General features: G+C 72.6%; 17 protein-coding genes and 2 tRNA genes. 4 read left to right on the plus strand and 15 right to left on the minus strand.

Features of this window, described 5'->3' with window-relative positions; genetic code table 11:
* Window positions 1-28: 28 nt before the first annotated feature.
* Window positions 29-2650 carry an MMPL family transporter gene (locus GQQ92_RS15370; RefSeq protein WP_157000185.1) on the minus strand — a complete coding sequence of 874 codons (2622 nt, stop codon included), beginning with the start codon at window positions 2648-2650 and terminating at the stop codon, window positions 29-31.
* Window positions 2651-2780: 130 nt separating this feature from the next.
* Between GQQ92_RS15370 and GQQ92_RS15375 the strand changes: the two genes are divergently transcribed.
* The gene (locus GQQ92_RS15375; protein ID WP_157000186.1) at window positions 2781-3353 is read left to right on the plus strand and encodes a TetR/AcrR family transcriptional regulator; all 573 of its coding nucleotides are present in this window, start codon (window positions 2781-2783) and stop codon (window positions 3351-3353) included.
* 21 nt (window positions 3354-3374) lie between these two features.
* Here the strand turns inward: GQQ92_RS15375 and GQQ92_RS16655 are convergent, their stop codons facing one another.
* The gene (locus tag GQQ92_RS16655) at window positions 3375-3905 is read right to left on the minus strand and encodes a MarR family winged helix-turn-helix transcriptional regulator (protein WP_197738290.1); all 531 of its coding nucleotides are present in this window, start codon (window positions 3903-3905) and stop codon (window positions 3375-3377) included.
* Window positions 3906-3928: 23 nt separating this feature from the next.
* Here GQQ92_RS16655 and GQQ92_RS16660 point away from each other — a divergent pair, with 23 nt between their 5' ends.
* The gene (locus GQQ92_RS16660; RefSeq protein WP_197738291.1) at window positions 3929-4231 is read left to right on the plus strand and encodes a hypothetical protein; all 303 of its coding nucleotides are present in this window, start codon (window positions 3929-3931) and stop codon (window positions 4229-4231) included.
* A 64-nt stretch (window positions 4232-4295) separates the two neighbouring features.
* Here GQQ92_RS16660 and GQQ92_RS15390 read toward each other — a convergent pair whose 3' ends face one another.
* Entirely contained in the window at window positions 4296-4979 is a 684-nt protein-coding gene (locus tag GQQ92_RS15390; RefSeq protein WP_197738292.1) for a ThuA domain-containing protein, read from the minus strand.
* 98 nt (window positions 4980-5077) lie between these two features.
* On the opposite strand from GQQ92_RS15390, the gene poxB reads away from it, so the two are divergent.
* A complete protein-coding gene (gene poxB, locus GQQ92_RS15395; protein WP_157000188.1) occupies window positions 5078-6811 on the plus strand; it encodes a ubiquinone-dependent pyruvate dehydrogenase in 1734 nt (577 codons plus the stop codon).
* Between the two features lie 18 nt (window positions 6812-6829).
* Here the strand turns inward: poxB and GQQ92_RS15400 are convergent, their stop codons facing one another.
* The 5 genes from GQQ92_RS15400 to GQQ92_RS15420 all read right to left on the minus strand — a co-directional run bounded on the left by GQQ92_RS15400 (window position 6830) and on the right by GQQ92_RS15420 (window position 9184).
* Window positions 6830-7063, minus strand: coding sequence for a hypothetical protein (locus GQQ92_RS15400; RefSeq protein WP_157000189.1), 234 nt, complete (start codon window positions 7061-7063; stop codon window positions 6830-6832).
* 56 nt (window positions 7064-7119) lie between these two features.
* Window positions 7120-7926 (minus strand): siderophore-interacting protein, encoded by an 807-nt coding sequence (locus tag GQQ92_RS15405; protein WP_157000190.1) that lies wholly within the window; start codon window positions 7924-7926, stop codon window positions 7120-7122.
* A gap of 34 nt (window positions 7927-7960) precedes the next feature.
* Window positions 7961-8890 carry a potassium channel family protein gene (locus GQQ92_RS15410; protein ID WP_157000191.1) on the minus strand — a complete coding sequence of 310 codons (930 nt, stop codon included), beginning with the start codon at window positions 8888-8890 and terminating at the stop codon, window positions 7961-7963.
* 100 nt (window positions 8891-8990) lie between these two features.
* Window positions 8991-9064 (minus strand) — tRNA-Met (locus GQQ92_RS15415).
* Between the two features lie 48 nt (window positions 9065-9112).
* Window positions 9113-9184, minus strand: a tRNA-Thr gene (locus GQQ92_RS15420).
* A 192-nt stretch (window positions 9185-9376) separates the two neighbouring features.
* Between GQQ92_RS15420 and GQQ92_RS15425 the strand changes: the two genes are divergently transcribed.
* Window positions 9377-11953, plus strand: coding sequence for a BTAD domain-containing putative transcriptional regulator (locus GQQ92_RS15425; protein ID WP_157000192.1), 2577 nt, complete (start codon window positions 9377-9379; stop codon window positions 11951-11953).
* A 4-nt stretch (window positions 11954-11957) separates the two neighbouring features.
* On the opposite strand, the gene GQQ92_RS16665 is transcribed toward GQQ92_RS15425, so the two are convergent.
* Genes GQQ92_RS16665 through GQQ92_RS15460 form a run of 7 tightly spaced genes read right to left on the minus strand, consistent with a single transcriptional unit; the run spans window position 11958 to window position 19775 of the window.
* Complete coding sequence (locus GQQ92_RS16665) at window positions 11958-13805, minus strand: zinc ribbon domain-containing protein (RefSeq protein WP_197738293.1); 1848 nt, start codon at window positions 13803-13805, stop codon at window positions 11958-11960.
* Window positions 13806-13807: 2 nt separating this feature from the next.
* Window positions 13808-14353, minus strand: a complete 546-nt coding sequence (locus tag GQQ92_RS15435) for a phage tail protein (RefSeq protein WP_197738294.1) — start codon at window positions 14351-14353, stop codon at window positions 13808-13810.
* A 13-nt stretch (window positions 14354-14366) separates the two neighbouring features.
* Window positions 14367-16316, minus strand: a complete 1950-nt coding sequence (locus tag GQQ92_RS15440) for a putative baseplate assembly protein (protein WP_157000194.1) — start codon at window positions 16314-16316, stop codon at window positions 14367-14369.
* Window positions 16313-16735: a GPW/gp25 family protein gene (locus GQQ92_RS15445; protein ID WP_157000195.1), complete on the minus strand. Its 423-nt coding sequence runs from the start codon at window positions 16733-16735 to the stop codon at window positions 16313-16315. Before GQQ92_RS15445 ends, GQQ92_RS15440 begins: the two co-directional genes overlap by 4 nt.
* Before the next feature lie 12 nt (window positions 16736-16747).
* Window positions 16748-18580 (minus strand): VgrG-related protein, encoded by a 1833-nt coding sequence (locus GQQ92_RS15450; protein WP_157000196.1) that lies wholly within the window; start codon window positions 18578-18580, stop codon window positions 16748-16750.
* Window positions 18567-19331: a CIS tube protein gene (locus GQQ92_RS15455; protein WP_157000197.1), complete on the minus strand. Its 765-nt coding sequence runs from the start codon at window positions 19329-19331 to the stop codon at window positions 18567-18569. Before GQQ92_RS15455 ends, GQQ92_RS15450 begins: the two co-directional genes overlap by 14 nt.
* Window positions 19332-19343: 12 nt before the next feature.
* Entirely contained in the window at window positions 19344-19775 is a 432-nt protein-coding gene (locus GQQ92_RS15460) for a phage tail protein (protein ID WP_157000198.1), read from the minus strand.
* Window positions 19776-19783 lie beyond the last annotated feature (8 nt).

Raw genomic sequence — 19783 nt, forward strand, 5'->3', positions numbered from 1 at the left:
CGAGCGGGCAGGCCCGATCGGGCAGTCGTCAGTGCGTGGTCGAGGGCGCCGCCGTCTCGTCGGCGGCCGGCACGCCGGCCGTTCCAGTGACGACGAGCGCCGGCCCCGCGGCATCCGCTTCGCCTGCCGCGGTGACGAGGTGGTGGCGACGCTCGAGCGCGGCCCCCTCGACGTCGACGTCGGGCATGATGCGGTCGAGCCACTTCGGGATCCACCAGGCCGAACGGCCGAGCAGGTGCATGATCGCGGGCATGAGCAGCATGCGCACGATGAACGCGTCGACGAGCACGCCGAAGGCGAGGCCGAACCCGACGGAGCGGATCATCGTCGACTCCGAGAAGATGAACCCGCCGAAGACCGAGACCATGATGAGTCCCGCGGCGACGACGACAGAGCGGCCGGCACGCAGACCCTGCGCCACCGCGAGCCGCGCGGGCGACCCGTGCACGAAGGCCTCGCGCATGCCCGTCGCGAGGAAGAGCTGGTAGTCCATCGCGAGCCCGAACAGGATGCCGACGAGGATCACCGGCAGGAAGCTCAGGATCGGTCCGGTGCTGATGCCGAGCGCGTCGGCGCCCCAGCCCCACTGGAACACCGCGACGATCGCGCCGTACGTCGCGAACAGCGACAGGATGAACCCGCCGGTGGCGACGATCGGCACGAGCAGCGACCGGAACACGAGGATCATGATGAGCAGCGACAGGCCGACCACGACGACGAGGTAGAGCGGCAGCACGTCGGCGAGCCCCTCCGAGATGTCGATGTTGATCGCCGCCTGGCCCGCGACGCCGAGTGCGATGTCGCCGTTCACCGGCGGGAGCGCCCGGAGGTCGCGCACGAGCTGCTCGGTGGAGGCGGCGTTGGGGCCCTCGGCCGGGATCACCTGGAACACGGCGAGCGAGCGGTCGTCGGAGACGTCGACGGCCGCGACGGCGACCACGTCGTCCTGTTCGGCGATCGTCGAGGCGATGTCGACCTGGAGCGGCAGCACGTCGTCTTCGGTCGTGCCCTCGGGGAGTTCGGCGGTCACGAGCAGCGGGCTGTTCGCGCCGGCGACGAACTGCTCCTCGGTGACGGTGAACGCCTCGTAGGCGGCGGAGTCGTGGGGTTCGCTCGAGCCGTCGGGCAGGCCGACGCGCATCGAGAGCGCCGGGATGGCGACCACGAGCAGCGCCACGATCGCGACGATGCCCGTGAGCACGGCCCGCCAGGTGGGCATGGCCGTGACGACGGGCGGTTCGTGCCGGTTGCCCTCGCCGAGGTGGGCGCGCACCTTCCGCCGGAGGATGCGCATGCCGAGCAGGCCGAGCAGCGCAGGTGTGAGCGTCGTGGAGATGAGCACGGCGACCGCCACGGCGACCGCGCCGACCGTGCCCATGAGGCCGAGGAACGGAATGCCGGTGATGTTCAGCGCGGCCAGTGCGACGATGACGGTCGTGCCGGCGAAGACGACCGCATTGCCCGAGGTGCCGTTCGCGAGGCCGATGGACTCGACGACCTCGGCGCCCTGGAGCAGCTGCTTGCGGTGGCGGTTGACGACGAAGAGCGAGTAGTCGATGCCGACCGCGAGGCCGAGCATGACCGCGAGCATGGGCGTGACCGAGGCCATGTCGACGACGCCCGAGAAGGCGAGCGAGCCGAGGATGCCGACGGCGACGCCGAAGATCGCGGTGACGAGCGGGAGGGATGCCGCGATGACCGAGCCGAGCATCACGAGCAGCACGATCGCGGCGATGACGAGGCCGACCGCCTCGCCGACGCCGAACAGCTCGGGCACGCCCTGCGAGATGTCGGTCGAGAACGACACCGAGACGCCCTCGACGGGCTCGGAGAAGTGGTCGATGACCGACTGCTTCGCGTCTTCGGAGAGCTCGAGGCGGGGCACCGTGAACGAGACGTTCGCGATCGCGGTCGAGCCGTCCTCGGAGACGAGGCGGATGTCGTCGGCGTAGCCGAGGAGCTCCGTGCCGAGCTCGAGCTGCTCGGTGTTGGCGGCGAGCTCGTCGCGGCCGTCGTCGAGCTTGGCCTGCTCGGCGTCGAGCGTCTCGCGCTGCGCGTCGATCTGGGCCTGCTGCGCGTCGAGCTGCGCCTGCTGGGCGTCGAGCTCGTCGGTGGGCGCGCCCGCGGCGACGGCCTGCTCGCGGGCCGCGTCGAGCTGCGCCTGCCCGGCGTCGAGCTGGGCCTGGCCCGCGTCGAGCTGCGCCGCGCCCGCGTCGAGCTGGGCCTGGCCCTCGTCGAGCTGGGCCTGGCCGTCGTCGAGCTGCGTCTGGCCGTCGGCGACCTGTTGCCGCTGGTCGTCGAGCTGCTGCTGCGCCTCGAACGGGTCGACCACGTCCTCGACGTCGACGAGGTCGGACCGATCGGCGATGAGCGCGCTGATCTCGGCCTGCTGCGTCTCGGTCAGCGCCGATCCGTCGGTCGTGGTGAAGACGACCGTGCCGGCGCCGCCGCTGTACTCGGGCAGCTCGTCCTCGAGTTCGGCGACGACGTCGCCCGATGCGGTGCCCGGCACGTCGAAGCTCGTCGTGAGGCCCTTGAAGCCGACGAGGAACCCGCCGACCGCGATGGCCAGCACCACCGTCCAGGCGGCGATGACCACCCAGGCTCGGCGGGCTGAGAACTTGCCCAGTCGGTACAGCAGCTCGGCCACGTCGGTTCCTCTCGCCTGCGATCGCGTCGCGATCGACCGTGCGAGTATACGAGACGCACCGTCTCGTCTTGCTGGGAGGATCATGCGAGCGCCGCGCGTGCACCGCCCTCGGCCTGAGTACCATGTGCAGATGTCCGAGCATCGACGTGGTCCGGTCCGCAGCGAGGCCGCGCGGGTCGCGATCCTCGACGCCACGGCCCGCCTCTTCGCGGCGCGCGGCTACGACCACCTCACGATGGAGGGCATCGCGGCCGAGGCCCACGTAGGCAAGCAGACGATCTACCGGTGGTGGCCGTCGAAGGGCGCGCTCGTCGCCGACTGCCTGCTCGAGGGCCGGCTGTTCCCCGAGGGATTCAGCCCGGCGGACACGGGCGACCTTCGCGCCGACCTGATCGCCTGGCTCCGCGGCATCCTCGCGTTCGTCGACCGCGAGGGCGGCGACACGATGGTGCACTCGCTCATCGCCGCGGCCGGCGACCACCCGAGCGTCGGCGCCCGGCTCTCGGAGCAGCTCGGCGCGAATCCGCTGCTGCGAGCCCGGTTCGAGTCCGCCGTCGCCGCGGGCCAACTGTCGCCCGATCGGCCGCTCGACGAGCTCGGCGACGCCTTCGTGGGCGCGGTCGTGCTGCGCGCGCTCGGCCGCGCGCCGACCGACGCCGCCGCGGCCGCCAGGCTCGTCAACGCGGTGCTCGGCCCGGCCTGACCGACCCGCTCGGTCGCGCGGTCAGTCGCGCGGCGCGGGGCTCACCCGCCCGATGAGCGCCGAGAGCTCGCCGTGCAGGTGCACGAGGTCGTCGACCTCGACGCCGAGCGCGGCGACGACCTGCTCGGGCACGCGCTCGGCCTGCGCGCGCAGCCGTCGCCCCTCGGGGGTGAGGCGGAGGGCGAGCTGCCGCTCGTCGAGGCTCGACCGCTCGCGGGTGACGTAGCCCGCCGCCTCGAGCCGCTTCACGAGCGGCGACAGCGTCGCGGGTTCGAGCCGCACGAGCCGGGCCACCTCGCCGAGGGCGCGCGGCTCCTGCTCCCACAGCGCGAGCATGACGAGGTACTGCGGATGCGTCAGCCCCATCGGCTCGAGGATCGGCTTGTAGACGCCGATCACGAGGCGCGAGGCGACGGCGAGCGCGAAGCAGAGCTGGCGTTCCAGCGCGAGCGGGTCGACGGGGTCGACATCGACGGAGTCGGCATCAACGAGGTCGACGTCGTCGACGCGGCCGGCGGGCTCGGCGTCAGGGGCATCCGTTCGGTTCGTCACAATTCATTAGTATACTAACGTTTATGGCACGAAGAGATGCGGATGCCGCGGGCTCGCCGCCTCCCGCGAGCGAACCGGCCCCACCGCGAGCCCCGCGCACGCCCGCCCGGCTCAACCCGTTCCTCGGCAAGCCCGGGTTCTACAACCGCTTCAACGCGCTCGTCTACAACTTCACCGGCCCGGCGCAGGTCGGCATCGGCCGCCCCGAGGCGCCGTACGTGCCGCCGGCCGACCCCCGTTGCCCGCTCTGCGGCGGGGCGATGGACCGGCACCGCATCGACCGCTCGGGCGAGCGCACGCAGGTGCACTGCCCCGCGAACGCGTAGCCGGGCGCAGGCGCGGGCGCGCGGCATCCGCTCGACCTCGACCTCGACGCCCGACCTCGAGGCGTCAGCGCGAGGCCGACGTCGCCTCGGCGAGCCAGCCCAGCGCACGCGTGACGAGTTCGCGATGCCCGGCCGACTCGTAGGAGCGGTCGTCGTGCCCGAGCGCGTCGTACACGAGGCGCGACCGTCCGGACTCGCGCGCCCACACGAGCGGATGCCGCGTGCCGTCCTGCTCGTGCTCGGCGATCGGCTCGATCGTGCCGAGCAGCCGCAGGCCCGTGTAGCGCTCGTCGAACACGGTGAAGTCGACGAGGCCCTCGGCGACGGCGTGGTCGCCGACGAGATGCACCCGCGTCTCGCCGATCGGCGGATGCCACGACACGTCGCGCACCCACCGCGCACCCACCGCGCGTTCGTACGCGGGGTAGTCGCGCAGGCTCGCCGCGGCGGCGTGCATCGCGAGGATCCCGATGCCGCGCTGCAGCGCCCGGTCGAGCGCGGCGGCCGCCTCGACGACCCGTTCGGCGCTCGCCGGCGGCCGGCCCTCGGGGTCGCCCGCGTTCACCACGACGATGCGCACCCCGTCGTCGAGCACGGCGAGCGCGGCATCCGGATCGTCGGCCACCCGCACCGTCAACCCCGCGTCGCTCGCGAGCCCGGCGAGCGCGTCGCTCGTCTCGGCGAACGGATGCCACGGGTCGGCGTAGCGCCCGGCCCCGCTCAGGATCACGACGTCGGCCACGGCCACCCCCGATCTTGCGCAACCCCCCGCAGGATACGCCCGCCGCGCGTACGGTGGAAGCACGGCGTCGTCCGGCGTCGGGGATCCTCGGGGGAGGACGACGGATGTCGCAGACCATCGCCGAACTGTTCGTGGAGACGCTGAAGCGGGCGGGGGTGAGCCGCATCTGGGGGCTGCCCGGCGACTCGCTCAACGCATTCACCGACGCACTGCGCCATGACGGCGGCATCCGCTGGCTGCACGCCAGGCACGAGGAGACCGCCGCCTTCGCCGCCGCCGCGGATGCCGCCGTGACCGGCGAACTCGCGGTCGTCGCCGGCAGTTGCGGGCCCGGCAACCTGCACTTCGTCAACGGGCTCTTCGACGCGCAGCGCAGCCGCGTGCCCGTGCTCGCGATCGCCTCGCACATCCCGTCGTCCGAGATCGGCAGCGGGTACTTCCAGGAGACGCACCCGCAGGAGCTGTTCCGCGAGTGCAGCGTCTACTGCGAACTCGTCGGCGACCCGTCGCAGCTGCCGTGGGTGCTCGAGATCGCCATGCGCACCGCCGTCGAACGGCAGGGCGTCGCCGTCGTGGTCGTGCCGGGCGACGTGTTCTTCCGCGACGCGCCCGCGCGCCGGCCGAGCGCGCCGATCCGCGCGACCCGACCCCGCGTGCTGCCCGCTGTCGAGGAGCTGAACGAGGCCGCAGGAGTGCTGAACTCCGCGGCATCCGTCACGATCCTCGCCGGAGCGGGCGTCGCGGGCGCGCACGACGAGGTCGTCGCGCTCGCCGAACGCCTCCAGGCGCCGATCGTGCACGCGTTCCGCGGCAAGGAGCACATCGAGTACGACAACCCGTACGACGTCGGCATGACCGGGCTGCTCGGCTTCGCCTCCGGATACCGCGCCATGGAGAAGTGCGACGCGCTGCTCATCCTCGGCAGCGACTTCCCGTACCGGCAGTTCTACCCGTCGAAGGCGAAGATCGTGCAGGTCGACCTGCGCGGCGAACAGCTCGGCCGGCGCACGCCGATCGACGTCGGGCTCGTCGGCGACGTGCGCGAGACCGCGGCCGCGCTGCATCCGCTCATCGCGGCCGACCGCAGCGGCAAGCACCTCGAGTCGAGCCTGAAGCACTACGCCAAGTCCCGCCGCGAGCTCGACGGCCTCGCCGACGACGACGGCAAGCAGCCGATCCACCCCGAGTACGTGGCGCGCGTCATCGACCGGCTCGCCGACGAGGACGCGATCTTCACCGCCGACGTCGGCTCCCCCGTCGTCTGGAGCGCCCGATACCTGCGGATGTCGCGTGCGCGGCGCCTCATCGGATCGTTCACGCACGGGTCGATGGCGAATGCCATGCCCCACGCGCTCGGCGCGCAGGGGGCCGCCCCCGACCGCCAGGTCATCGCGCTCGCCGGCGACGGCGGCCTCTCGATGCTCATGGGCGACCTGCTCTCGATCAGGCAGAACGACCTGCCGATCAAGATCGTCGTCTTCAACAACTCGTCGCTGAACTTCGTCGAGGTGGAGATGAAGGCGGCCGGCATCGTGAACTTCGGGACCGAGCTCGTGAACCCCGACTTCGCCGCCGTCGCCGAATCGGTCGGCATCACCGGCATCCGCGTCGAGCACGGCGCCGACCTCGAGGCCGCCCTCGCCCGCGCGTTCGCCGAGCCGGGCGCCGCCCTCGTCGACGTCGTCGTCGCACGGCAGGAGCTCTCGATCCCGCCGTCGATCACCGCCGAGCAAGTGAAGGGCTTCTCGCTCTACGCGCTGCGCACCGTCATGTCGGGCCGCGGCGACGAACTGCTCGACCTCGCCGACACGAACGTGTGGCGGCGCATCTTCCGCTGAGCCCGCGCCGGCCCCGGGTCAGAACGCGCTCGCGACCCACCAGACGATGATGAACAGGCCCATCGCGACGAACACCAGGCCGACGATGAGGAACACGTTCGAGCTCGGGCCGCGCGAGCCCGCCCGGTTCACGGTCGCCTGACGCTCGGCCGTGATGGCCTCGGCGATCCACCGCCGTCGCACGACCAGCACGCCGCCGATGACGAGCGCGACCACAGCCCATGCGAGGGCGAAGACGAGGCCGGGTTCCACCCCGACAGCCTACCCGCGGCGTGCTCGGGCGTCGGCGCGCTCGGGCCTTGGCGCCCTCAGGCGTCGGCGCCCTCGGCGCGTGCGAATTCGGCCTTCCACTGGCGGAAGGAGTCCTCGGTGCGACCGCGGCGCCAGTACCCCGAGATCGAGACCTGGTCGCGCCCCAGCCCGCGCTCCGTGCGCAGGTACGGCCGGACTCCGCGCATGACCTCCTCGGCCTCGCCGTGGACGAACGCGTGCACGCGGCCCTCGAGCCACTCGATCGAGCGCACGGCCCCCGCGAGGAGCCCCTCGCCGGTGCCGCCGTCGCGGTGCAGGAACACGACCGTGCCGTGCTCGGGCAGCGCGAGCGAGGGTTCGTGCCCGGCCGAGTCGACGAGCACGACGACCCTGGCCACGGCATCGGCCGGCAGCGCCTCGAGCGCCGCCGAGATCGCCGGGACGGCAGACTCGTCGCCCGCGAGCAGGTGCCAGTCGGCCCCGGCGTCGGGCCGGTACGCGCCGCCGGGGCCGTTCGCGAGCAGCACGTCGCCGGGCCGAGCGTTCGCGGCCCACGGGCCGGCGACCCCCTCGTCGCCGTGCACGACGAAGTCGATGTCGAGCGTGCCCGCCGCGACATCCGGATGCAGCGCCGTGTACGTGCGGACGACCGGCAGGTCTTCGGCGGGCATCGTGGCGCGGAGCTCGCGCACGTCGATCTGCTCGGGGTAGACCACCCCCGGCTTCGGGAACACGAGCTTCAGGTACCGGTCGGTGAACGGGCTGCCGTCGAACGCCGACAGATCGTCGCCGCGCAGGTGGAGCCTCCGCAGGTTCGGCGTGATCCAGGTGGCGCCCGTCACGGCGAGACGGATGGTCGGCATGCTCCCATCACATCACGCCCGGGCACCCCCGACGTCACCGTTCGCCGTCGGCCTCGCGCGCGGCATCCGCCAGGAGCACGCGCAGCTCGCTCGTCGTGCGCTCGGACTGTGCGAGCAGCGTCGCGAGCCGCTCGAGCAGGGCGCCGTCGGAGGCATCCGCTCGCTCCGAGGCATCCGCTCGCTCGGAGGCATCCGCTCGCTCCGCCTCGACCTGCGCGGGCCCGCCCGCCGCGGCGGCGTCGCTGCCCGCCGTGACCGACCCGTCGGTGCCCTCGTCGTCGGCCGACCCGTCGGCCGTCGCGCCGCCCGACCCGAGGAAGAGGTTCGCGAGGTATCCCGTGAACGTGCCGAAGATGCCGACGCCGACCACGATGATGAGCGCGCCGATGAGCCGCCCGGACGTCGTGACCGGGTACTGGTCGCCGTAGCCGACCGTGGAGATCGTGACGATCGTGTACCAGAGCGCGTCGGCGGCCGAGGTGATGTTCGCGCCCTCGGAGTGCTCCTCGACCGCGAGCACCGAGATGCTGCCGAACTCGAGCACGAGCACGCCGAACAGGAGCAACGTCATCAGCGCGCTGTTCGCCCGATCGTGGATCAGCGTGTTCCAGACCGCCCGCGGCCCGACGTCGCGCAGGAGCCGGTACACCCGCAGCAGCCGGAACACGCGCAGGATCTTCAACTGCGGGAACGGCAGACTCGCGAGGAGATCGGCCCAGCCGTACCCGCGGAAGAAGTACCTCGCGGCCGACTCGGCGGTCGCGATGCGATAGATGAAGTCGCCGAGGAAGACCACGCTGAACAGGGCGTTCATGGCCGACAGGATGAGCTCGAGCGCGCCGTCGTCGTGCCAGACGTACACGAGCACGAGATTGACGATCGACAGGATCGACAGCACGCCGATGAAGATCTCGTACGCGGTGTTCTTCAACTCGCTGCGGGCAGGGCGACGCGATCTGCGCATGGCTGGCTCCTCGGGATGCCGCGACGACGGGGCGGCCGGGACGGCGACGGTCTAGAACAGCACGAAAGCCCCGGATCTCGCAAGAAATCCAGGGCTGTTGTAGCGAGGGCGGGACTCGAACCCGCGACACCACGATTATGAGCCGTGTGCTCTAACCACCTGAGCTACCCCGCCGGGAAGGCTTCGCCGACCGGCCCGCGAAGGCCGAACCGGGAGAACCAGAGCCCCGAGTCAGGATTGAACTGACGACCCCTTCCTTACCATGGAAGTGCTCTACCACTGAGCTATCGGGGCGTGTGCCGCAATCGGCAACCTGAAGAGGATATCACCTCCACGGGCATGGTCCGAACCAGCGCGGAACCTCGACGAATCGCGAATCGCCCCCGTTCTGGGGCCAGCCGTCAGTGCTGCCACGGATTCCGGCCCCGCGAGCACCGCAGTACGCTTGCCGCATTCGGAGCGCAGTTCGTCAATTGGGGGACGACCGTGATCTCGAACGCCACGGTTCTCGACGATGCCGGTTCACGATCCGGCGCGATCCGACGCGCGCGCGAGGCGGCCTCGGCCGGCACGGTGACCTTCGTGATCGGCGCGGCCGGCAGCGGCAAGACCGCGTACGCCGAGCGCATCGTCGCCGACACCGCCGGCACCCTCGTGCGCGCCACGAGGGCTTGGGGAGATGCGGATGCCGCGCGCCGCCGTCTCGGCGACGCCGCGGCCGACTCGAACGGAACGCTCGCGATCGACGACGCCCAGCACCTGCTCGGCACGGACGCCGAAGCCGTGCTCGAGGCGTTCGTCGCGGCATCCGGACTGGGCCGTCTGCTCGTGGTGTCGCGGCGGCCGCCCTCGTTCGACGTGGCGCGCGACCGGGTCGTCACCGCGCCCGACCTCGCGCTGCGGCTGCCCGACGTCGCCGGGATGTTCCGCGAGGCGGGCCGGCACCGGATCGACCTCGAGACGGCGTCCCGCGTTCGCCTCGAGACCGCCGGCTGGGCGCAGCCGATCCGCGATCTGGCCGCGAACGCCGACGGGGCCGACGACGAGTCGCTCGAGGGATGGCTGGCCGAGTCGCTCGCCGGCGACACGGCCTCGGGCTGGCTCGAGGAGGTGCTCGGCGGCCTGCCCACGAACCTCGTGCACGCGCTGGCCGCGACGGCGACGATGCCGCAGCTCGATCTCGCGCGGGTCGCCGGCCTCCTCGGCCGCACCCATGCGGTCGCGCTCCTCGGCGCCCTCGACCGCGGCGTCGTCATGCACAGCCGGAGCGACGGCGGCCGTCCGATGCTCCCGCCCATCCTCCGTCGGCACCTCCTGCGCGGCATGGAGGCGTCCGAACGCGCCGAGGCATCCCGAGCCGCGTGCCGGGTGCTCATGGACGAGGGATGCGTGGCCGAGGCGGCCGACGCGCTCGCCGCCGGGCGCTGCTGGAGCGAGCTCGAGAACCTGCTCGGCGAGGAGGGCATGCCGGTGAGCGCCGTACTCTGGGCCGAGTCGGTACCGGCCCGGGTCGTGCGCCGCTCGCCGGCCATCGCGACGGCGATCGAACTCGGCCGGGCCCGCGACCGCGTCGCGTCGGTGCGACCCGACGGCCACCAGTCCGACCTCCCGACGCGGCAGCCCCTCCCCCCGATGCACGCCGCACTGATGCGCATCCGCCGCGGCGACCTCGCCGGCGCCGTCCCGCTCCTGCGACGCATCCTGCGAACCGCGGTGGACGTCGGCGAGCGCTGCGTCGCCCAGCTCGCGCTGCTCGTGATCCGTGCGCCGCTCGCCCCGGTCGACGAGACGTTCGACGGGTTGATCGCCGTCGAACGCCGCGCGGTCGAGCACGGGCTCGGCGGCATCGGCCGACTCGCGCGGGGGGCGCTCGCAGCGCTGACCGCTCACCCCGAGCGCGGCACCGTGCGTCAGGTCGTCGACCAGCTCGAACAGCGCGACGACCTCACGGGCATCTGCATCGTCGACGCGATCGACCTGCTCGACCGTGTTCGGCACGGCGTCTTCGGCACGGACCGAGCGATCGCGTTCGCGGCACGTTGCGAACGCCTCGGACTGCCGGATGTCGCGACCTGGGGTCGATCCGTCGCCGTCATCGGCGCGGTCGGCACCGGCGATCCCCGTGCGGCCGAGCTCTTCGCCGCCGTCGACGCCGCGACGATCACGGGAGGCCTGCCCGGGCCGCGGGCGCTCCTCGAGGCGGCATCCGCGCTCCGGACGTCGGACCCGCGTGCAGCCGCGAGGCACGCCGGCGCCGCGCGCCGCGCCGCCCTCGAGACCGGTCTGCCGCGGATCCCCGTCGCGCTCCCCCGTCGGCCGCGCGCCCGCGCGCAGGTCAGCGAGGCGGCGGTCGCGCAGGTCACCGTGAGCTGCTTCGGCGGCTTCCGCCTCCGGTTGGACGGCGTCGACGCCGACCTCAGGCTCGTGCGCCCGCAGGCGCGTACCCTGCTCCGCATGCTCGCGCTGAACGCCGGCGCCCCGCTGCACCGCGAGCTCATCGCCGACCTGCTCTGGACCGACCTCGGCAGCGAGTCGGCCATGCACGCCCTGCACGTCAGCGTGTCGAGCCTGCGCCGCATCGCGCCCGGCTCAGGACGCGGCGAGGGCGGCATCGTCGAACGCGTCGGCGAGGCCTACCGGCTCGGACTGGCCGGCGGCGGCGACTGCGACCTCGTCGACTTCGACGCGCACCTCAGCGAAGCCGCCGTCGCCAAGGCCCGACGCGAACCCGCGACGGCGCGCGACCGGCTCGTCTCCGCGCTCGATCTCTACACGGGCGACGTGCTGCCCGAGGACGGACCCGCGGAGTGGGCGGTCGGCGCCCGCGAACGGTACCGACACCGTGCGAGCGAGGCCGCATCGTCGCTCGCGCACCTGCACGCCCACTTCGGCGAGACCCACGCGGCGGTCGCCGCCGCACGACGCGCGGTCGAGATCGACCCCTGGCTCGACGAGTCGTGGCGAACCCTCGTCGCCATGCACGAGCAGGCCGGCGACGTCATCGCCGCCCGGCGGGCCCAGCAGGGCTATCGGAACATGCGCGCCGCCCTCGGCGTCGAGTGAGCGCTCACCGGCCGAAGAACTCCACCTCGGCGACGGCGACGCGCGTCGCATCCGTCGCCCCGTACGCGCCCTCGATCGTCAGCTGCACCGCGACCACGTCGTCGACCCCGAGCTCGAACCGCTGGGGCCCGGGCTCGTCGGCGAGCTTGATCGTCTGATCGTGCGTCGTGCCCGCGGCATCCGTCGTCGTGACCAGCATCGTCGACGGACGGGCCTCGGCGAGGAACACCGCCTGCTCGGCCGACGCCCCCGGCGAGACCTGCACCGCGACGAGCCGGAACGGGGTGCCGAAGGTCGCCGACAACCACTCGCCCGTCGCCGGCCCCGTCGGCGCGGGCGCCCACGAGCGATCCGAGAAGCCGTCGTGCGCGAGCTCGGGCCCGCGCCCGTCGGCGGCGCTCGACGCGGTGAGCCCGACCGGGTTGTGGGCGCTCGAGTCGACCACGCGATCGGCCGCCGCCGCGAAGAACCCGAAGATCGACGCGCGCGTGAACCACCCCAGCGTCACGAGGCCGCCGATCACGAGCACCGCGATGATCCAGCCGTACCGGAACCGGCGCCGACGCTTCGGGCGCGTGCCGATGGCCGCCTGCCTGGACACGGGTCGCGACCGATCCGGCTCGGGCTCGAGCGCCGCCGCGCACCGACGACAGAAGTGGCGCCCCGGCGCGTTGCCCGCGCCGCAACTCGGACAGACCAGGTCGCCCGGCTTCGGCGCATCGGCGGGCGTCGCCTGCCGTCGCACCTGGCGCTGCGGCACGGCCGTCGGCTTCATCGGGGCCGGCGCCGTGGACTTCGGCTGTGGTGCGGCGGGCTTGGTCGCGGTGGGCTTCGTCGGCGCCGGCACGGTCGCGGCGGGCTTGGTCGGGGCCGGCTTGGTCGGGGACGGCTTGGTCGCGGCCGGCGGCGCGGGCTTCGTCGGCGTCACGGTCTTCGGTTCCGCCACGCTCGGCGCTGCCGCTGCCGCTGCCGCTGCGGCTGCGGCTGCGGCTGCGGCTGCGACCGTCGGCGCCGCGGCATGACGAGCGGATGCCGCGGCACCGGCACCCGCGGCCCCCGCCCCCGCGACGGCGTCGGTCGTAGGCTCCGACATCGGTGAACGCGCGAACATGCGACGAGTGCGCGGTCGCAGTACCTGCTCGCTCGTCGTATTCGCTCTCGCTCGCTCGGTCTGCGGCGCGGGTTCGGGCTTCGAGTCGGACTCGGCCACGGGCGTCGGCTCGGCCGCGGGCTCGGGATTCGGTTCCGGGACCGAGTCGGGTGCAGGTTCCGGCGTCGGCTCAGGCGCCGGGGCCGGGACCTGGGCCTGGATCGGCTCGGGTGCAGGCTCCGGGATCGACTCCGGCGTCGGCTCGGGCTCGGCTTCCGCGATCGGCTCGGGCTCAGCTTCCGCGAACGGCTCCGGATCGGGCACCGGCTCGGCTGCGGGTGCGGGCTCCGCGATCGACTCCGGCTTACGTCCCGGTTCCGGTTCCGGTTCCGGGATCGGCTCGGGCTCGGGCTCGGGTTCCGCGATCGGCTCGAGCTCGGCTTCCGCGATCTGCTCCGGCTCCGGCTCCGGCTCCGGCTCGGGCTCCGGGATCGGCTCGAGCTCGGCTTCCGCGATCGGCTCCGGCTCCGGCTCCGGCTCGGGCTCCGGGATCGGCTCGAGCTCGGCTTCCGCGATCGGCTCCGGCTCAGGCTCCGGCTCGGGCTCCGCCTCCCAGGCCGCCTCCTCGTACGACGCGGCGGGCGCGGCATCCGTCGCCGCAGCGGGACGCTCCCACGCGAGGTATGCGCCGCACTGCCCGCAGAAGTCGTCGCCCTCGTCGTTGTGCGCCCCGCATTCGTCGCACACGATGCCGTCGGCCATGCTCACGCCTCCGTGATCTCGATCTCGATACGGAGATGCGCGGGCACCACCCGCCGCGCCGCGCGCTCGATGCGCCGCCGGAAGGCCTCGACGTCGCCGCGCGCGCCCGCGGCGCCCACGATGCGCACGCGCACCGTCCCGTCGGCCGAGCCCGGGAGCGAGCCGTGCGCCGTCGTCGACCACGACGTGCCGCCGCTCTCGGCGACCTCGACCTCGGCTTCGGGCCCGGCGACGAGCTGCATCGTCTCGGCGACGCCGTCGAACCGTCCCGCCCGCCGGTGCAGCCCGGCCGCGTCGGCGACGACCTTGCGGCGCTGCTCGACCGGCCAGTTCTCGTCGAGCTCGACGTCGACCCAGCCCGAGAGCCAGTCGAGGAAGTCCGGCGGCGTCGTGCCCGGATGCACGTACGCCTCGAGGTTGTCGAGCACCGAGATGATCGGCGCGACCGACGCGTCGAACGCGGTGAGCCACCGCTGCAGGAACTCGTCCTCCTGCAGCACCGCCGGCACGCGCGTGATGAAGGGCGACGGGTTCTCCAGGTCCGGCACGACGCCGCGCATGTCACACCCCCGCCGTGACGCGCACGCGGTGCTCGAAGCCGAACACGAGGGCGTCGGGCTCGAGGTCGATGCGCTGTACGGGGTCGCCGCGCTTGCCGCTCACCGGATCGGCGCCGAAGAGCAGCACCTCGTCGACGAGCTCGGTGCCGGGCAGGCTCTGCAGCACCGCGTAGACCTCGCCCGCGAGCACGGGGCGCCCGAACGGCCATCCGGTGCCGTCGGATCCGCCGTGCGCGGCGTCGAACGAACGGTAGAGGGCCGCGACGGCATCCTCGCGCAGGCGTTCCACCGCGAACCGCGGCTTCGCGATGAGCTTCGCCACGATCGTGATGCCCTGGTACAGCGGCGGCTCGATCGCGAGCCGCGCCCCCACGGTGCGGCGCCGTTCGAGCTCGTCGGCGAGCAACGTCAGAACGTCCTCCGAGGGGATCAGGTCCGCGAACTCGACGCGGCCGTCGGCGGCGTGCACGGCCGACGGCACGACGAGCAGGCGCACCCCCTGCTCCTCCCCCTTGCCGGTCGCGGGCACCGCCCTCACCCTGGCCACCGACGGCGCCACCCGGCGGGCGAGCTGCTCGTAGTCCTCGAGGGTCACGGCCCGGTCGAGGGTGCGCAGCGTGAGGGGGCCGCGCGCCTTCGCCTCCTCGACGGACTCGCCGTCGACGCCGTCGTGCGCCGCCCTGCGGTTCACGACCCGGTTCACGAACGGCACGGTCGAACGCAGCACCGAGAGCGCGCCCGGCGCGACGTTGCCGCGAGCGCCGCCGCCGACCCGGTAGCGGGGCACCCGGATCGGCGCGCCCTTCGGCGGCACCGAGCCGTAGAAGCGCAGCACGCCGTCGGCCTCGCGCACGGCGGGCGCGAAGGTCACGACCCCCCTCGTGCGATCGACGCGGATGACGCGGGCGTCGGCGTCCTGGTCGGCGAAGTCGTCGACCTCGGTCCACGACTCCCATTCGGCGCCCGTGCCGACGTCGACCGTGAACGGCGCGCCGTCGTCGACCACCGGATGCACCCCGAGCGTGAACTCCTGCCCGGGAACGCCCTCGCTGAGCCCGAGCACCTCGTCGTCGATCGTGGTCGCGTGGATCGCCCGGGTCACCGCGCCGACCGTCTTCGCCTCGACCGAGCGCACGAGCGGCGAGGCGCTGTAGGTCGGCACCTCGGCCTCGCGTTCGACGAGCCGGGTGCGCACCCAGCCCGCCCGCTCGCCCGAGACGACGGATGCCGCGTGGCCGGCCGGCACGATGAGCACGACGTCGCCCCGGCGGTTCAGGCCGCCGGTGCCGTCGGACACGACGTCGCACGCGACCCACTCCTTGCCGCACCACGCCTCCCACACGATCGGCGGATCCTTCGGATCGACGCCGACGCCGCGCACCGCACAATCGATGCGGAGCGAGATCGCGAGGTTGCCCGCCGGTTCGTCGAGCCCGAACAGCAGCGCGTCGCCGGGGACCGGGGACTTCTGGAACGCGTCGATCTCCTCGCCGCGCAGGTTCGTGTCGCGCACCCACGGGTCGCCGTCGGCGGGCTGGCTGCCGACCCGCACGAGTTCGCGCGGCGGGATCTCGAGGTCGTCGACCGTGGCGAACACGATGGACTCCGCGGTCTCGGTGCGCGGCGTGCCCGCCTCGGTGCGCGCGGGCACCACGACCGTCTCGTCGCGCGGAGCCGACAACCAGAAGACGAGGTCGGCCGAGGCGTTCGTGGGCGGGAAGAGCGTGACCCCGAGCAGGTCGAGGTAGGCGAGGTAGAGCCGATCGGGTACCCGGTTCAACCGGTAGAGCAGTTCGTCGGTCATGAAGGCGAACGCCTCGATGAGCGTCACCCCGGGGTCGGACACGTTGTGGTCGCTCCACTCGGGGCACCGCAGCGCGACGAGCCGTTTCGCGTCGTCGACGAGGTCCTGGAACCGACGGTCGTCGAGGTTCGGTGCGGGCAGGTTCATGACGGCGCTCCTTGCTGCGCATCGGCGTCCTGGGGGATCACGTAGAACGGGAACACGAGGTTCCGCGGGTCGTTCGTGCCGAGGATCGTGTAGCCGACGTCGATGTAGAGCACCCCGTCCTCGGCGTGCTCGAGCGAGACCGACACCTGGCCGAGCTCGATGCGCGGCTCCCAGAACCGCAGGGCCGAACGCACGGCGACGCCCATCGCGCCCGCGGTCGAGGCATCCGCGGGGGCGAAGACGTAGTCGTGCACGGCGCACCCGAACTCGGGCCGCATCGGGCGCTCCCCCGGCGCGGTCGCGAGGATCAGCCGGATGCTCTCCTCGATCTCGCGCTCGTCCGACGTGAGCGCGATGCGACCCGTCGCATCGGCGTGCACGGGGAACGACCATCCGTGCCCGACGAACTCCCGAGACATCCGCCCCACCTCTCAGTTGATCTTGACCAGGCTGCCCTTGACCGTCGTGACGCCCGACGACGACAGCTCCGCGGTGCCCTGCGCCTTGACGGCGATCGTCGCGCCCTCGAGCTCGGCCGCCCCCGTGGCCTTGAGCTTGAGCGACGCGCCCTCGACCGAGACCTCGCCCGTCGCCTTGACCTTCACGCTCGACCCCGAGAGCGAGAGCGTGCCCTGGTCGGCCTTGACCGTCGCGTCCTTCTTGGCGGTGACCGTGACGGGCCCCTCCGAGATGATCTCGATGCCCTTCTCGCCCGACTGCGTCAGGGTCACCCGCTGCGCCTTCTTGTTCGTCGACAGCGTCAACGTCTCGGTGCCCGACTCCTCCGTGAACACGACCTCCATGCCCGAACGCGAGGTGAAGGCCCGGCGCACGACCGCCCCGTCGACGACCGCCTTGCCCCACCCCATCTCGGGCTGGTCCTTGCCGTTGTAGAGGCCGCCGATGACGTACGGGCGATCGAACCGCCCGCCCTCGAACGCGACGAGCACCTCGTCGCCGACCTCGGGCATCACGACGGATCCGCGCTTGGCACCGGCTCCGGGCTGCACGGTGCGCGCCCAGCCGCTCACGTAGTCGGCCGAGAGATACGGGAAGGTCAGCTTCACCCGGCCCATGCCGTCGGGGTCGTCGATGTCGCTCACGAGCGCCGACACGACGCCCTGCATGCGCGCGGCCTCATCGGCGGATGCCCCGGCGTCGCCGCCCCCGCTCGCGATGCCGTACAGCGAACGGTCCGATGCGTTGCTGATGACCACGCTCGTCATGTACCCGGCCTCGGCCGAGAACTCGTGCTTCGCCTCCGTCACCGTGTACCGACCGTCGAAGGGCGCGCCGTAGCCCTTCAGGTTCACCGCGGTGCCCGAGCGCATCTTCGAGTTGCCGAGCAGTTGGGCCTCGATCTCGGCGAATCCGCCCGCGATGCGCTCGGCGACGGCACCCGCCTGCGAATCCTGCGAGCGCTGCCGCCCGTCGCCGGTCGCGGCGACGTAGGTGGGCGACCCGAACGTCGCAGCGACCGACTCGGGCTTCAGCGTCGGCAGCTCCACGACCCGCGTCGTCGGCTTCGCGCTCGCGACCACGGCCTGCTTCGCGACCGGATCCCAGCCGCGCACCTCCACCTGCGGCACCTGGCTCGCCGCCGTGACCGTCGCCGAGAGCCACGACACGTTCATGCCGTGCTCGAGCACGAGCGCGTCGTCGCGCGCGGACACCGCACCGCCCGGGGCCTCCGTGGCCCGGGTCGGCGGCGAGAAGACGAGGCCGCCCTCGACGACCGAGAACGTGCAGCCCGAGGCATCCGCGAGGCGCTTCAGGAACACCCAGTCGCTCACGTTGTCCTGCGTCACGTGCTTGGAGACCGAACCGGCGGCCTCGATCGACTTGACGGGCACGCCCGCGCGGTTCGCGACCTCGCGCACGATGTCGGCCGTCGTCTTGTCGAGGTAGGCGGCGACGCGGCGCCCGCGGAACAGCCGATGCGACCGGTCGAACCCGCGCACCCGCGTGCGCAGTGCGCCGGCGACGTCTTCGCGGTCGATCGCGGTCACCTCGCCGTCGATGAGCCGCTGAGGCCCCTGCGCCCCGTTCTCGGACACCGACAGCACGACCTTCTTGCCGATCGCGAAGCCGCCGTCGGTCAGCGCGGTCCCGGCGGGGTCGGCGAACTCGAGTTCGAAGGAGTCCGGCAGGTTCGCGGCATCCGTGACCCGGCCCGTGACGAGCAGGCTCGCCGCCGTCGCGGGCAGGGGGCGCCCCTCGACGGCGACGAGTAGCAGGCTCGTGTAGGTGTCAACCGACGGCACGGGCCACCTCCTTGCGGGCGAGTTCACGCGCCGTGGGCCCGGCGAGCTCGTCGGCGGCGGGGAGGAAGATCGAACGCCCGGGGGCGAGCCGCATCGGGTCGTCGACGCCGTTCACCTCGGCGAGCACGCGCCACATCGCCGCACTGCCGTACTCGCGGTAGGCGATCGCGGCGAGCGAGTCGCCCTCGCGCAACGTGTGCACACGGCGGGGCCGCAGACCGCCGGAGGTCGGGTTCTGCTTGCCCGGCTCCTCGGCGATCTCCTCGAGCGCGACCGTGCAGACCGCGCGCAACGGGGTGCCCGTGGGCGAGAAGAGCGTGTACTTCGCCGACACCGACTTCACGTAGCCCACGAAGCCCGAGAGCACACCCCACTTGAAGCGCACCCACGGCGCGGACGGGGTGTCGCTGCGCTTGGAGTCCTTCGTCGGGGCGCACGCCTGGAACAGCTTCTCGACGCGCTGCACGACGCTGTCGCCGCTCGCGACTTGGGTGTCGTCGAAGAACATCTCGACGGAGAGCTTCTGCGCCTCGGGTCCCTGGTACGTGGCGGGCGGCGCCGACGAGGCCTTCTTCTGCTTCTCGGTCTTCCAGCTCGCCGATTTCGCCATCGTGAGCTCCTTCGGGTTCATCTGGAACTCGATGGAGCCGATCGGACCGCCGGGCACCCCCGGGGTCTTGCCGGGCTCGAGCAGTTCGAGCACGGCGTGCGTGAGGCTCGCCGTCGCGGAGTCGGTCTTGGTGACGGGCATCTGCTGCTCCTCTCAGGCGTCGGCTTCGATGCCGTGGTGGGCGAGTTCGAGGGTCTCGGTGAGCACCTTCGGCTGGTCGGGGGTGAACGCGGGGCCGGTCCAGCGCACGGGGACGACGCGCTGCAGGTACCAGGCGGCGATCTTCTCGCCGAACGAGTTCTGCGCCTGGATCTCGGCGGAACTCGGCTTCAGCGCGGGCGCCTTCGCGATCCAGGCGAGGATGGGCCCGGTCGTTCCCTTGCCGACGGGCCGCGAGAGTTTCACGTTCGAGAACTTGAGGCGGGTGGGCAGCTGCCAGACGAAGCTGTTGTTGCCGCCCTCTTCGCGGGACTCGAGCACGACCTCGACGCCGAGCCCCTCGCAGCTCGAGAACTCGCCGAGCGATTCGCCGTCGATCTTCACGACGTAGCTGACGCCGATGGCGATGCGGGTGTCCTCGATCATGTCGCCTC

This window comes from Agromyces terreus (assembly GCF_009749465.1).
Taxonomy (GTDB): Bacteria; Actinomycetota; Actinomycetes; order Actinomycetales; family Microbacteriaceae; genus Agromyces; species Agromyces terreus.